At 58.1% G+C, this 13,833-nt stretch carries 15 protein-coding genes and 1 riboswitch; of the genes, 4 read left to right on the top strand and 11 right to left on the bottom strand.

What is annotated here, in order from left to right:
* Positions 1–36: 36 nt before the first annotated feature.
* The 6 genes from ENTMO_RS0107635 to moaA all read right to left on the bottom strand — a co-directional run bounded on the left by ENTMO_RS0107635 (position 37) and on the right by moaA (position 3,516).
* Positions 37–744, bottom strand: coding sequence for a Bax inhibitor-1/YccA family protein (locus ENTMO_RS0107635; RefSeq protein WP_010428846.1), 708 nt, complete (start codon positions 742–744; stop codon positions 37–39).
* Positions 745–808: 64 nt separating this feature from the next.
* On the bottom strand, positions 809–1,261 hold the full coding sequence (gene moaE, locus ENTMO_RS0107630; protein WP_010428844.1) for a molybdopterin synthase catalytic subunit MoaE: 453 nt from the start codon (positions 1,259–1,261) through the stop codon (positions 809–811).
* A gap of 1 nt (position 1,262) precedes the next feature.
* Complete coding sequence (gene moaD, locus ENTMO_RS0107625; protein ID WP_010428843.1) at positions 1,263–1,508, bottom strand: molybdopterin synthase sulfur carrier subunit; 246 nt, start codon at positions 1,506–1,508, stop codon at positions 1,263–1,265.
* Positions 1,501–1,986, bottom strand: coding sequence for a cyclic pyranopterin monophosphate synthase MoaC (gene moaC / locus ENTMO_RS0107620; protein ID WP_010428841.1), 486 nt, complete (start codon positions 1,984–1,986; stop codon positions 1,501–1,503). Before moaC ends, moaD begins: the two co-directional genes overlap by 8 nt.
* A 3-nt stretch (positions 1,987–1,989) precedes the next feature.
* Positions 1,990–2,502: a molybdenum cofactor biosynthesis protein B gene (gene moaB, locus ENTMO_RS0107615; RefSeq protein WP_010428839.1), complete on the bottom strand. Its 513-nt coding sequence runs from the start codon at positions 2,500–2,502 to the stop codon at positions 1,990–1,992.
* A 24-nt stretch (positions 2,503–2,526) separates the two neighbouring features.
* Positions 2,527–3,516: a GTP 3',8-cyclase MoaA gene (gene moaA / locus ENTMO_RS0107610; RefSeq protein ID WP_010428837.1), complete on the bottom strand. Its 990-nt coding sequence runs from the start codon at positions 3,514–3,516 to the stop codon at positions 2,527–2,529.
* A riboswitch (molybdenum cofactor riboswitch) is annotated at positions 3,504–3,637 on the bottom strand. (Overlaps the previous gene by 13 nt.)
* A 225-nt stretch (positions 3,638–3,862) precedes the next feature.
* Here moaA and yvcK point away from each other — a divergent pair.
* Positions 3,863–4,771 carry a uridine diphosphate-N-acetylglucosamine-binding protein YvcK gene (yvcK, locus tag ENTMO_RS0107605; RefSeq protein ID WP_010428835.1) on the top strand — a complete coding sequence of 303 codons (909 nt, stop codon included), beginning with the start codon at positions 3,863–3,865 and terminating at the stop codon, positions 4,769–4,771.
* A gap of 72 nt (positions 4,772–4,843) precedes the next feature.
* Here yvcK and uvrB read toward each other — a convergent pair whose 3' ends face one another.
* Positions 4,844–6,859 (bottom strand): excinuclease ABC subunit UvrB, encoded by a 2,016-nt coding sequence (uvrB, locus tag ENTMO_RS0107600; RefSeq protein WP_010428833.1) that lies wholly within the window; start codon positions 6,857–6,859, stop codon positions 4,844–4,846.
* Positions 6,860–7,611: 752 nt separating this feature from the next.
* Here uvrB and ENTMO_RS0107595 point away from each other — a divergent pair.
* Positions 7,612–8,334 (top strand): ABC transporter ATP-binding protein, encoded by a 723-nt coding sequence (locus ENTMO_RS0107595; RefSeq protein ID WP_010428831.1) that lies wholly within the window; start codon positions 7,612–7,614, stop codon positions 8,332–8,334.
* On the opposite strand, the gene bioD is transcribed toward ENTMO_RS0107595, so the two are convergent.
* From bioD to bioB, 4 genes are read right to left on the bottom strand one after another with little or no spacing between them, the layout of a single operon-like run.
* Entirely contained in the window at positions 8,297–8,998 is a 702-nt protein-coding gene (gene bioD / locus ENTMO_RS0107590; RefSeq protein WP_010428827.1) for a dethiobiotin synthase, read from the bottom strand. The two genes, ENTMO_RS0107595 and bioD, sit on opposite strands and share 38 nt — an antisense overlap.
* Complete coding sequence (gene bioC / locus ENTMO_RS0107585; protein ID WP_010428824.1) at positions 8,991–9,746, bottom strand: malonyl-ACP O-methyltransferase BioC; 756 nt, start codon at positions 9,744–9,746, stop codon at positions 8,991–8,993. The genes bioD and bioC overlap by 8 nt, the downstream gene beginning before the upstream one ends.
* A complete protein-coding gene (bioF, locus tag ENTMO_RS0107580) occupies positions 9,730–10,887 on the bottom strand; it encodes an 8-amino-7-oxononanoate synthase (RefSeq protein WP_010428821.1) in 1,158 nt (385 codons plus the stop codon). Before bioF ends, bioC begins: the two co-directional genes overlap by 17 nt.
* Complete coding sequence (bioB, locus tag ENTMO_RS0107575; protein ID WP_010428817.1) at positions 10,884–11,924, bottom strand: biotin synthase BioB; 1,041 nt, start codon at positions 11,922–11,924, stop codon at positions 10,884–10,886. Before bioB ends, bioF begins: the two co-directional genes overlap by 4 nt.
* A gap of 86 nt (positions 11,925–12,010) precedes the next feature.
* Here bioB and bioA point away from each other — a divergent pair, with 86 nt between their 5' ends.
* Positions 12,011–13,300 (top strand): adenosylmethionine--8-amino-7-oxononanoate transaminase, encoded by a 1,290-nt coding sequence (bioA, locus tag ENTMO_RS0107570; protein ID WP_010428814.1) that lies wholly within the window; start codon positions 12,011–12,013, stop codon positions 13,298–13,300.
* A gap of 48 nt (positions 13,301–13,348) precedes the next feature.
* Entirely contained in the window at positions 13,349–13,825 is a 477-nt protein-coding gene (locus ENTMO_RS0107565) for a kinase inhibitor (protein ID WP_010428810.1), read from the top strand.
* Positions 13,826–13,833 lie beyond the last annotated feature (8 nt).

Here is a 13,833-nt window from a genome sequence, read left to right as displayed (position 1 = left end):
TCCCTGAGGGAGAGGGTTAGGGTGAGGGGGAAATAACTAGCGACGGTTGCCGAAAATACGCAGCAGCATCAGGAACAGGTTGATGAAGTCCAGGTACAGCGTCAACGCCCCCAGAATCGAGTATTTGCGCAGGTTAGAACTGTCGCGCACATCAATCTGCTCGCCGATGTTTTTCAGCTTCTGGGTGTCGTAGGCCGTCAAGCCAACGAAGACCACTACCCCGATGTAGGTCACTGCCCACATCAGCGCGTCACTCTTCAGCCACAGGTTCACCAGCGACGCCAGCACGATCCCAATCAGCCCCATAAACAGCATATTGCCTAAGCCGCTCAGGTCACGTTTGGTGGTATAGCCATACAGGCTCATCACGCCGAACATCCCGCCGGTGACCACAAAGGTGCTGGCGATGGAGGAGTAGGTGTAAACGATGAAAATACTGGAAAGCGTCAGTCCGGTTAGCGCTGAATAGAGCATAAACAGCGTGGTCGCCATTCCGGCACTCAGCTTTTGCACCAGGCCAGAAAGCACAAACACCAGCGCCAGCTGCGCGATAATCAGCCCAAAGAAGGTGATTTTGCTGGAAAAGATAAACATCATCAGTTCAGGCGTGTTCGCCGCATACCACGCGATAAACGCGGTAAGCAGCAGGCCGACCGTCATCCAGCCGTACACCTGAGCCATATACGTCTGCAGGCCGCTACGGGTCTGCTGTACTATTGAATCGGAACGCGGAAATCGGTCCATGATTCACTCCTGATTAAGATTAAGTAGACACACACGTTAAGATTAACACATCCACGTAAACCGACTACCAACGGCTGGCGGCTTGTTTATCGCTGTCGCGCGATTCCACCCAGCGGTCACCTTCCGGCGTGGCTTCACGCTTCCAGAACGGGGCTTTGGTTTTGAGATAGTCCATAATGAACTCCCCTGCCGCAAACGCACTGCCGCGGTGCGCGCTGGTCACCCCGACGAAGACAATCTCCTCGCCAGGCCACATCTCGCCGATGCGGTGAATCACCGTGATGCGGCCAAGCGGCCAGCGGCCCCGCGCCTCGTCGACAATCGCCGCCAGCGATTTCTCGGTCATCCCCGGATAGTGCTCCAGCGTCAGCGCCTTCACGCTGTCGCCGAGGTTGTGGTTGCGCACTTTACCGGTAAAGGTGACGACCGCACCATCTTCATCGCGCTCGGCCAACCAGTCATATTCTGTACCAACATTAAAGCGCTCGTGACCGACCAGAATTCGGGTTTCAGCCATCTTAGCCCCCTGTCACCGGCGGGAAGAAGGCCACCTCATCCCCTGCGTTCAGCGGATGGGTGAATTCAACCAGCGTCTGATTCACGGCGGCCAGCAGCTTGCCTTCCTCAAGCGCCAGCGCCCAGCGGTCACTTTGTGCCGCCAGATGCGTGCGCAGGGCAGCGACGTTTTCGAAGGACGCATCCAGCGTCAGGCTGTCGGTATTGACCAGCTCGCGCACCTGGGCAAAAAAGAGCACCTTAATCATGGCTGTCCACCTTAAAATCACCGGATTTGCCGCCGCTTTTCGCCAGCAGGCGCACCGGGCCAATGACCATATCTTTCTGCACTGCTTTACACATATCGTAGATGGTCAGCGCGGCGACGGAGGCCGCCGTCAGCGCTTCCATCTCAACGCCGGTCTTCCCGGTTAAGCGGCAGAGTGACTCAATGCGCACGCGGCTGTGCTCCGGCTGCGCCTGCAGGTTCACTTCCACCTTGCTCAGCATCAGCGGATGGCACAGCGGAATTAAGTCCCAGGTGCGTTTCGCGGCCTGAATACCGGCGATGCGCGCGGTCGCAAAGACATCACCTTTGTGGTGGCTGCCGTCGAGAATCATCGCCAGGGTTTCTGGCAGCATAGTGACGAGCGCTTGCGCGCGCGCCTCGCGCACCGTTTCCGCTTTGGCGGAAACATCCACCATATGCGCTTCACCGGCGGCGTTAATGTGGGTCAGTTGTGACATAGCTTATTTCTTTAAATGGGGGTGGAAATTACACGGACGGGTACGGGCATCCAGCTGCGGGGCGATGATGTTTTCCCACGCGGTACGGCAGGCTTTGGTCGAGCCCGGCATAGCGAAAATGAGCGTGTTGTTTGCCACGCCCGCCACGGCGCGTGACTGGAGCGTGGAGGTACCAATCTCTTCAAAGGAGAGCATGCGGAACACTTCGCCGAAGCCTTCCACTTCGCGGTCGAACAGCGGGATCAGCGCTTCGGGAGTCTGATCGCCTGCGGTAAAGCCGGTGCCGCCGGTAATCAACACCACCTGCACCTCATCGCTGGCGATCCACTGAGAGACCTGAGCGCGAATGGCGTAGCGGTTTTCTTTTACGATCGCTTTATCGACGATGTGATGCCCCGCGTCATGCGCCTCATCACGCAGCCAGTGACCGGAGGTATCATCCTCTTCGCCACGGCGGTCGGAAACGGTAAGGATAGCAATGCGTGTCGGGATAAATTCTGCGCTTACCTGACTCATCTTCTGATTCCTTCTTAAGACTGATTACCCGCCGATGTAAGACAGGTTCTGAGTAATGCCGGTATTGCCCTGATGCAGGAAGTGGGGCTGTTTTTTATGCGTCAGCGCTTCAGAAATGCGTGCTTCAAGCGCGTCCTGCTGCGCATCGTCTTCCAGCAAATCGCGAAGATCTACGCCGCCGTCGCCGAACAGGCAGAGATGAAGCTTGCCAACGGAGGAGACGCGCAGGCGGTTGCAGCTGGCGCAGAAGTCTTTCTCATAGGGCATGATAAGCCCTATCTCACCTTCGTAATCCGGATGACAGAAGACCTGCGCCGGGCCGTCGCTGCGCTGGCGGATCTGGTGGATCCAGCCGCGTCTCAGCAGCGCGTCGCGCAGCACCATGCCAGAGATGTGATGACGACGGAACAGCTCGCTGCCCTCGCCGGTTTCCATCAGCTCAATAAAACGCAGTTGAATGCGGCGTGGTTTGATCCACGCCAGGAAGGTGTCCAGCTGATGATGGTTTACATCACGCATCAGCACGGTATTCACTTTGACTTTGTCGAACCCCGCAGTGAATGCGGCGTCGATGCCTTCCATCACCTGATGGAATTTGTCCTGTCCGGTAATGGCGTGGAACTGACGGGCATCGAGGCTATCTACGCTGACGTTGATCGCCGTCAGGCCCGCATCGCGCCAGTTCGCCACGTCGCGCGCCATGCGGTAACCGTTAGTGGTCACCGCAATCTGGCGGATACGTTCGTTTTCACGTACGGCGGCAATGATGTCGGGAAAATCACGACGTAAAGAGGGTTCGCCTCCGGTCAGACGCACCTTTTCCGTGCCGAGCTCAGAGAAGGCGCGCGTAACGCGGCGCACTTCATCCACGGAGAGAAAGCCGTTATTGGTGACCTTACCCGGCTTGTAGCCATCGGGCAGGCAATAGGTGCAACGGAAGTTACACACATCGGTAATCGACAGACGTAAGTAATAAAACTTACGCGCGAAAGCATCAGTAAGTTGTGAAGCCATGTACACCTTTCCAAATCGGGAGGCACAGTCATTTCTTTCTGTACCCTGGTGGCTAATTTGCCACGGCCAGGGCGCCATATCGTTCGACACAGGCGCCAGGGCTAGAGTGTATGTTTTCAAAAATGAAAACGTGGTTATAGCGATAGTAACGCGGAAATCATCACTTCGCCATTCTCGCATTTCGCTATATAATTATATATATAGCGAATTAATCGTGCATTTTCGCTACAGGATACCCAAAAACCGCACTTTCACATTGATATACGTCATTTTGCATCGGCTGAGGCATCGTCTTTTAGGGGTAGTTAGGTTACTGTTACGCGATCGAACGTGATAAGGAATACCTATGCGCAATCGCACTTTTGCGGATCTTGACCGAGTGGTCGCTCTTGGCGGAGGCCACGGCCTGGGCCGCGTCATGTCCTCATTGTCGTCACTCGGGTCAAGGCTGACAGGGATAGTGACCACCACCGATAACGGCGGCTCAACGGGGCGGATCCGACGTGCCGAAGGCGGGATTGCCTGGGGAGATATGCGCAACTGTCTGAACCAGTTAATTACCGAACCGAGCGTCGCATCGGCGATGTTTGAGTACCGTTTTGGCGGTAATGGCGAACTTTCCGGGCATAACCTCGGAAATCTGATGTTAAAGGCCTTAGATCACCTGAGTGTGCGGCCTCTCGAAGCCATCAACCTGATCCGTAATCTGCTTAAAGTGGATGCATTTCTGATCCCCATGTCTGAACAACCGGTCGATTTAATGGCTATCGACGCTGAAGGGCATGAAGTTTACGGTGAGGTGAATATTGATCAGCTTATCCTGCCGCCAACGGAGCTAATGACCTATCCAAGCGTCCCCGCCACGCGCGAAGCGGTAGAAGCCATCGGTGAAGCGGATCTGATCCTGATTGGCCCTGGTAGTTTTTACACCAGCCTGATGCCGATTCTGCTGGTGAAAGAGCTAGCGCAGGCGCTGCGCCGCACCCCCGCCCCGATGGTCTACATCGGTAACCTGGGACGTGAACTGAGCCCGGCGGCGGCGAGCCTGTCGCTGGCGGACAAGCTTGATTTAATGGAGCAGTACGTCGGTAAAAAAATTATCGACGGTGTCGTGGTGGGGCCGAAGGTGGACGTATCGGGTATTGGCGACCGCGTGGTGGTGCAGGAGCCGCTAGAGGCGAGTGATATTAAATATCGCCATGACCGTCACCTGCTGCGCGAGGCGCTGGAGAAGGCGATTCAGGCGCTGGGTTAGGTTCGTTTTGTCCGGCCTGATGCCCTCACCCCGGCTCTCTCCCATAGGGAGAGGGAGAAAACAACGCTTTACTCACGATGCCGCGATGAAAAGATCCCGCAGCTGATGAAGCTGGTCGCGGATCTGCGCCGCTTCTTCGAACTCCAGGTTCTGCGCGTGCTGCATCATCTGTCCTTCCAGCTCGTGGATTTTCTGCTGCAGCGCTTTCGGCGTCAGCACGACGGTATCTTCTTCCACCACTGAGCGCGCCTTGCCGCGACCTTTCGCTTTGGTTTTGGCAATGTTCTGGCCCAGCGCCAGGATATCCACCACCTTCTTGTTCAGACCCTGCGGCGTAATGCCGTGCTCTTCGTTGTAGCGCTGCTGTTTCTCGCGGCGGCGCTCCGTTTCACCAATAGCTTTCGCCATCGATGGGGTGATTTTGTCACCGTACAGAATCGCTTTACCGTTAACGTTACGCGCGGCGCGGCCAATGGTCTGGATCAGCGAACGCTCGGAACGCAGGAAACCCTCTTTATCCGCATCCAGAATCGCCACCAGTGAGACTTCCGGCATATCCAGACCTTCTCGCAGCAGGTTGATCCCCACCAGCACGTCAAACTCGCCCAGACGCAGATCGCGAATAATTTCCATGCGCTCGACGGTGTCGATATCCGAGTGCAGATAACGCACCTTCTCGCCGTGCTCTTCCAGATACTCGGTCAGGTCTTCCGCCATGCGTTTGGTGAGCGTGGTCACCAGCACGCGCTCGTTGATGGCGGAACGAGCGCGAATTTCCGAGAGCAGATCGTCCACCTGAGTCGCCACCGGACGAACTTCAATAATCGGGTCGAGCAGACCCGTTGGACGCACAACCTGATCGACAACGTCTTCACCGGATTTCTCCAGCTCGTAGTTGCCCGGCGTGGCCGAGACGTAAATGGTTTGCGGCGCGAGCGCCTCAAACTCTTCAAACTTCATCGGACGGTTATCCAGCGCCGACGGCAGGCGGAAGCCGTATTCCACCAGCGTCTCTTTACGCGCGCGGTCACCGCGGTACATCCCGCCGATCTGCGGGATCGTAACGTGGGATTCGTCGATCACCAGCAAACCGTCTGCCGGAAGGTAGTCAAACAGCGTCGGCGGCGGCTCGCCCGGCCCGCGCCCGGAGAGGAAGCGCGAGTAGTTTTCAATACCGGAGCAGTAGCCCAGCTCGTTCATCATCTCAAGGTCAAACTGGGTACGCTGGCTCAGGCGCTGCTCTTCCAGCAGCTTGTTGTTGGCCAGCAGCACCTTACGGCGCTCGGCCAGCTCCACTTTGATCTCTTCCATCGCCTGCACAATACGCTCGCGCGGCGTTACGTAGTGCGTTTTCGGGTAAATGGTGAAGCGCTGGATTACCGATTCAATGTGTCCGGTCAGCGGATCGAAGAGCGACAGGCGTTCAACCTCTTCGTCGAACAGCTCGACGCGCAGCGCCATATCGTCCGATTCCGCCGGGAAGATGTCGATCACCTCACCGCGTACGCGGAACGTCCCGCGCTGGAAAGCCTGATCGTTACGGGCATACTGCAGCTCCGCCAGACGACGGACGATGGCGCGCTGGTCGATGATCATCCCCTGCGTCGGGGGCAGCGTCATCTTGAGATAGAGATCCGGATCGCCCAGGCCGTAGGTCGCGGAAACCGATGCGACAACCACAACATCTCGACGCTCCAGAAGCGCCTTAGTGGCCGACAGACGCATCTGCTCAATGTGTTCGTTCACTGAGGCATCCTTCTCGATGAAGGTGTCAGAGCTCGGCACATAGGCTTCTGGCTGGTAGTAATCGTAGTAGGAGACGAAATACTCCACCGCGTTGTCCGGGAAGAACTCTTTCATCTCACCATAAAGCTGCGCCGCCAGAGTTTTATTGGGTGCCAGCACCATCGTGGGGCGCTGGAGATCCGCAATCACGTTGGCGACGGTGAAGGTTTTACCTGACCCCGTCACACCTAATAGCGTCTGATGCGCCAGCCCATCTTCCAGCCCCTCTTCCAGACGGCGGATGGCCTCGGGCTGATCCCCCGAAGGACGGAAAGCAGAATTCAATTTGAACGGTTTACTCATGGGCGACAACCTGATGACGTTATAAGCGGCAGGTGAGTAATTTTACTCGTTGTTGCCAGGAATGCCAGTAAAAAACACTGGATGAAAAACCAGTAGCGTGGCAGGATATTTAGAGTAGCGCCCGGGGAATGAGCGCGATCCCGGTTGAAATGTAGACTGTGACAAAATAAAACACCAGCCTGACTCGGTTATCCCCAGAACTTTTCCTTTTTTAACATTTGTCAAGCCAGGTAATGATAGTTTTGTGGCAACGGGTGACAGTTTCATGACGGCAATTGATTTTATCTAACCAGTTAATTACTAAGCGATATTTTCTAAAGCCGTGTTTCGCATCAATTCGGGCGTAACCCGCGTATTCTCTCGCTTATCGCGTGTTTTCTAACTCTAATGCACATGGTTATCCACAGGAATGGTGGATAACTGCGTCCAGCCCGTACAGACCGCCACTCGGCAAATTCCCGGTTTTTCCCACGAGGCGGTAACAAAAAATTTTTATAGCTATTTTTTGATGATAAACAGTTGAGTCATTCATAACCAACGCATGCGATCTCGCTCACAAAACCGCCATTTCGCGCCCTGCACCATAATTCACCGCTTCCGGCACCGTTGATGTGCAATTTAAGGATCCGCACGACGATCCGCAGAGACTTATTCCTAAAAAAGCCCCTTTTTTAATCACTTTATGGTTTCTGGCAGGCGTTTTGCACAGTCGACTACGAGCGTCATCAATAAACATTTTTAAGGAGAGAAAGATGTTGAGTCTGCGTGCTGTGAATCAGTTTTACGGAAGCCAACATACGCTATGGAACCTGGATTTAGATTTTCCGCAAGGCATGTGTACAGGCGTCGTTGGCCTGCCGGGGATGGGCAAAACGACCCTGATGAACTGCATTACCGGAAAAGTGCCCGTCGAAAGCGGCACCATTATCTGGCATGAAGCCGGTGCGCCGCCGCGCGATTTGCTCAACCAGGCGTCAGAGCACCGTTCCATGCCGGGCATAGGCTATGTCCCGCAGGACAGACGGATCTTTTCCCAGCTGACCATCGATGAGAATTTGCATATTGCGATGCAGGCCGTGGGGAAACCCGATCCTGAGGCGAAAAGAGACGTTTACGACCTGTTTCCGGCACTCTATGCGCTGCGGCAGGCCCGCGCCAACACGCTCTCTCCGGACGACCAGTATCAGCTGGCGCTGGCCAACGCGCTGGTGAACCGCCCGCGCCTGCTGATCCTCGATGAACCCCTGCACGGCGCAGGACACAGCTTCGCCCAGAAGCTGGGGCAGCTGCTGGTGCGCTTAAATCGGGAGCTGGGTATGACGGTGTTATTAGCGGAGCAACAGCTGTCGTTTATCCGCCGGGTTGCGGAGCGTTTCTGCATGCTCTATCGCGGGCGTAACGTGGCGCAGGGCCACGTTAACGAACTGGATGACGAGCTTATCGCCCACTGGATGTCGCGGGAAGCAAGACGCTGAGGTCGAGATAACACCCGGTTTCGGCATTTTCCGCGCCGTCCGCAAGCCAGGGGATTTCCCCTAGGCACGGCGCGGGGAGCACGCGTTTGAGGGTCGCCAGATACTCCTGGTGTCGTTTCCCTGGCGCGACCACGTCGTTGGCTATCCAGCCCGCCAGACGCAGCCCGGCCTGCTGTACGGCCTGCGCCGTCAACATGGCGTGATTGATGCAGCCCAGCTTGACGCCGACGACAAGAATGACCGGAAGCTGCTCGGCCTGCACCCAGTCAGCAAAGGTGTTTTCTTCGGAAAGCGGCGTAAACCAGCCGCCAGCCCCCTCCACCAGCACCCAGTCGGCCTGGCTTTCCAGCGTCCGTAATCCGGTAGACAGGACGGCGAAATCAATCGGACGGCCTTCATCGGCGCTGATTATGTGCGGCGAGGTCGGCTCGGCAAAGGTGTACGGATTCACCGCTGAATAGGCAAGTTCAAGCGTGCTGTTGCGCTGGAGCGCCAGCGCGTCAGTGTTGCGTAACCCTTCCGCCGTCATCTCGCTGCCGGAAGCAACGGGTTTATATCCGGCGGTGTTTTTCCCAAGCTTTTGCGCCGCCTGCAGTAGCGCCGAGCTGGCAACCGTTTTGCCCACTTCCGTGTCCGTGCCGGTAACAAAATAACGTTCAGTCACGTTCGATAATCCCATGAAAAAGTTGATAAGAGAGCGGGAAATGACCCCGCTGCTGCGGCCAGGCCAGCTCCAGACGCTGCAGTTGTCCCCGGGTGAGCAGTTTTCTCTCCCGTCCGGCATGCAGATGCGTGGCCCCGATGCCCTTCAGCGAGCGCATGGCGCTGAACGCATCGCTAAAATTGAGGGTGATGGTCTGTACCGTGCTGCGATAGCGCCAGCCTGCCAGCGCCTGCGTCACCTGTTCATGCGATAAAAAGCGGTTAGCGTGCGGCTGCTCATCCACCGCTTTCCACGCCTGGTTCAGCTCAGGCAACGAGCTTTCCAGCAAGGTGGTAAAGGCTACCTTCCCGCCCGGTCGCGCCATGCGATAAAGCTCGCGTAAGGCCTGTGGCAGGCTGCTGCACCACTGGACCGCCAGATGACTCCAGACCAGATCGAACTGCGCATCCGCCAGCGGGATAGCCTCGATATCGGCCAGCAGATAGCGATCCGCTGCCTGCCTCTGACGCGCCTCGTCGAGCATCTGGTCTGAGAGGTCGATAGCGGTGACCTGGCTTCCCGTTCCGCGCCAGTAGCGGCTGTTGCTGCCGGGACCACAGCCCGCGTCCAGCACCTTCGGAAAACGATTCTCGCCAAGCGCGGCCAGAAGCCCCTCCGCGCTCTGACGCTGCAGTTCATCGTGCTGCGAATAGCTCTGCGCAGCCCGACCAAATGCCGCCGCAACGGCCTGTTTATTCACCGGCAACATGGAGCACCTCCAGCAGCGTCTGGATATCCCGTGCGTCATGCGCCGCCGTCAGAGTTAAGCGCAGACGCGCGGTACCGGGCGGAACGGTTGGCGGGCGGATGGCGGTCACCCACATGCCGCGCTCGCGCAGCGCCCGTGCCAGCGCCAGCGCGCGGCCGTTTTCGCCGACAACCACCGGCTGGATAGCGCGCTGCGAATCGGGACTGTGGAAGGGCAGCGCCGCTAACCCCTGACGGAAGCGGGAGATATGCTCTGCCAGCCGCTGGCGACGTTCCCCCCCTTCTGCGCTGCGGATCACCGCCAGCGACGCAGACAGCGCCACGGCCTGCGCCGGAGGCATGCTGGTGCTGTAGATCAGGTGTCGGGCAAACTGCAGCAGATAGTCAGCGACCGAATCGCTGCACAGCACGGCGGCCCCGCTCACGCCAAAGCCTTTGCCGAAGGTGACAATCAGCAGTTCCGGCTTCACGTTTTGCTGATGCGCGCTGCCGCGCCCTTCGTCGCCCATCACGCCAATACCGTGGGCATCGTCCACCAGCAGCCAGGCGTTTTGCCGTTTTGCGGCCTCGTGCAGCGCGGCAAGCGGCGCGCTGTCGCCGTCCATGCTGAACACCCCTTCCGTTACTGCCAGCTGCTGTCCGTCGCAGGGTTTATCCAACAGCGCGGCGAGCTGCCCCGCATCGTTATGGGCAAAGCGGCGCAACTGTGCCGGGCTTAAATTTGCCGCCTCGAGCAGCGAGGCGTGGCTCAGGCGGTCAGCGACAATGCGGTCCTCTTTTTCCATCAGCGCGGTAATAACCGCCTGATTCGCGGCAAAGCCGGAAATAAACAGCAGCGCGCGCGGGTAGCCGAGCCAGTCGGCAAGCGCCTCTTCCAGTGCCTGATGCGCCGTGGTGTAGCCGCTGACGTGCCCCGAGCCGCCGCTGCCCACGCCAAACCGCTCTGCGCCCTGCTGCCAGGCACGAATGATGGCCGGATGCTGGCTCAGCCCGAGATAGTCGTTGCTGGAGAAATTACAAAACTGCCGCCCCTCGCGGGTAAGAAAACGGCCCGCGCCGTTTTCCACCACCCTGCGAACGCGAAACGCCTCTGCCGCCCGGCGTTCGTCCAGCGCGGTATGTATTCGTGCCTGCCAGGTCATACGGCTGCCGCGTTGTAGAACTGGTCGGTGTCGGCGTTGAAAATCTGCTGCTCCAGCTGCTGCTGTTGCTCGTTATCGCCCGTCAGCACCTCGGTCTGGTGCGGGTTAAGCCCCAGCTTGCGGAACAGCTGAACGTCTTTGTCCTCTTCCGGGTTCGGCGTGGTCAGCAGCTTGCAGCCGTAGAAGATGGAATTGGCTCCGGCCATAAAGCACATGGCCTGAGTTTGCTCACTCATCTGCTCGCGACCGGCGGAGAGGCGAACGTAAGAGGTCGGCATCATGATGCGCGCCACCGCGATGGTGCGGATAAAATCAAACGCATCGACGTCATCGTTATCCGCCATCGGCGTGCCCTTAACCTTCACCAGCATGTTGATCGGCACGCTTTCCGGCGGCGTCGGCAGGTTCGCCAGCTGCAGCAGCAGGCCCGCGCGGTCTTTCACCGTTTCGCCTAAGCCCACGATACCGCCGGAGCAGATCTTGATCCCCGCGTCACGCACTTTATCCAGCGTATCCAGACGCTCCTGATAGGTACGGGTGGTGATGACGTTGCCGTAAAACTCCGGCGAGGTGTCGAGGTTGTGGTTGTAATAGTCCAGCCCCGCCGCGGAGAGGCGCTGCGCCTGCTCGTCGTTCAGCGTGCCGAGCGTCATACAGGCTTCGAGGCCCATCTCCTTCACGCCCTTTACCATCTGCTCCAGATACGGCATGTCGCGATCGTGCGGATTCTTCCACGCCGCGCCCATGCAGAAGCGGGTTGAACCGGCGTTTTTCGCCTTGCGCGCCGAGTCGAGCACCTGCTCAACTTCCATCAGCCGTTCGGATTCCAGGCCAGTTTTGTAGCGCGCGCTCTGCGGGCAATATTTGCAGTCTTCAGGACAGGCACCGGTCTTGATCGACAGCAGCGTGCTGACCTGAACATGGCGTGGATCGAAGTGCTGACGATGCACCTGCTGCGCTTCGAACATCAGCTCAAGGAAAGGTTTGTTGAATAATTCAGTAACTTGCGACATCGTCCAGCGTGCGTGGTGAGCCATTGGGCTTCTCCAAAGGGTTTTGTTAATTTTCGGTTCGGTTTATACTCGTAAACCTAAAACTTTTCAAAATGGTTTACAAGTCGATTATGACCCAGGACGATCTCGCCTTCGACAAGCAGCATATCTGGCACCCTTACACCTCCACCACCCGCCCCCTTCCCGTCTATCCGGTGGCCTCGGCCCACGGCTGCGAGCTGCACCTTGCCAGCGGCGAGCGGCTCGTTGACGGCATGTCTTCCTGGTGGGCGGCCATTCACGGGTACAACCACCCGCGCCTGAATGCGGCGATGAAGGCGCAGATTGACCAGATGTCGCACGTGATGTTTGGCGGAATCACCCATCAGCCCGCGGTGGATTTATGCCGTCGCCTGGTGGTGATGACGCCTGAATCGCTGGAGTGCGTGTTCCTGGCCGATTCCGGCTCCGTGGCGGTGGAAGTGGCGATGAAAATGGCGCTGCAGTACTGGCATGCATTGGGCGAAACGCGCCAGCGGTTCCTCACCTTCCGCAACGGCTATCACGGGGATACCTTCGGGGCGATGTCGGTGTGCGATCCGGACAACTCCATGCACAGCCTGTGGAAAGGCTATCTGCCGGAAAACCTGTTTGCCCCTGCCCCGCAGAGCCGCTTCGACGGCGAGTGGAACGAGATGGACATGGTCGGCTTCGCGCGGCTGATGGCGGCGCATCGTCATGACATCGCCGCAGTGATCCTTGAACCGATTGTGCAGGGCGCAGGCGGAATGCGGATGTACCATCCGGAGTGGCTAAAACGTATTCGCAAGATGTGCGACCGCGAGGGCATTCTGCTGATTGCCGATGAGATCGCCACCGGTTTTGGCCGCACCGGCAAGCTGTTTGCCTGCGAGCATGCGGGTATCGCCCCGGATATTCTGTGCCTGGGTAAAGCGCTGACCGGCGGCACCATGACGCTCTCCGCCACGCTAACCACCCGTCACATTGCTGACACCATCAGTGACGGCGAGGCGGGCTGCTTTATGCACGGCCCGACGTTTATGGGCAACCCGCTGGCCTGCGCCGTCGCAAGCGAAAGCCTCGCCATTCTGGAAAGCGGTGAATGGCAGACGCAGGTGGCGGCGATTGAAGCGCAGCTGAAAGAGGAGCTGTGCGCCGTCTCGGGTGCGAATTTCGTGGCGGACGTTCGCGTGCTGGGCGCCATCGGGGTGATTGAAACCACCCATCCGGTAAATATGGCGGCGCTGCAGCGCTTCTTCGTTGAGCAGGGCGTCTGGGTGCGTCCGTTCGGCAAGCTTATCTATCTGATGCCGCCATACAGCATCACGCCAGAGCAGCTGCGTAAATTAACCGACGCGGTCGTTACAGCCGTTAACATTCCCGCGCATTTCACGATTTGACCCCATGCGTTACACTTCCTGAACGAGCGATCAACGAGGGTAAACCGTATGAAAATCATCAGTAAAGATCTGCGCGACGGCGAAAAGCTCCCGGAACGCCACGTATTCAACGGCATGGGGTATCAGGGAGACAATATCTCCCCGCACCTGGCGTGGGACGAGGTTCCGGCCGGAACCAAAAGCTTTGTCGTGACCTGCTACGACCCGGACGCACCGACCGGCTCCGGCTGGTGGCACTGGATCGTGGCGAACCTGCCTGCCGACACGCGCGTGCTGCCGCAGGGTTCCGGCTCTGGCCTGGTTGCCCTGCCTGAAGGTGCCATTCAGACGCGCACCGATTTTGGTAAAGCGGGCTACGGCGGTGCGGCGCCGCCAAAAGGGGAAACTCACCGCTATATCTTTACGGTGCACGCGCTGGATGTGGAGAAAATTGAGGTCGATGAAGGCGCGAGCGGCGCGATGGTAGGGTTTAACGTGCATTTCCATTCGCTTGGGAGCGCGTCGATTACGGCGATGTATTCATAATCGTGCGA

It is taken from the genome of Enterobacter mori LMG 25706, assembly GCF_000211415.1.
GTDB classification, from domain to species: domain Bacteria; phylum Pseudomonadota; class Gammaproteobacteria; order Enterobacterales; family Enterobacteriaceae; genus Enterobacter; species Enterobacter mori.
This window is presented reverse-complemented; position numbering and strand designations above follow the sequence as displayed.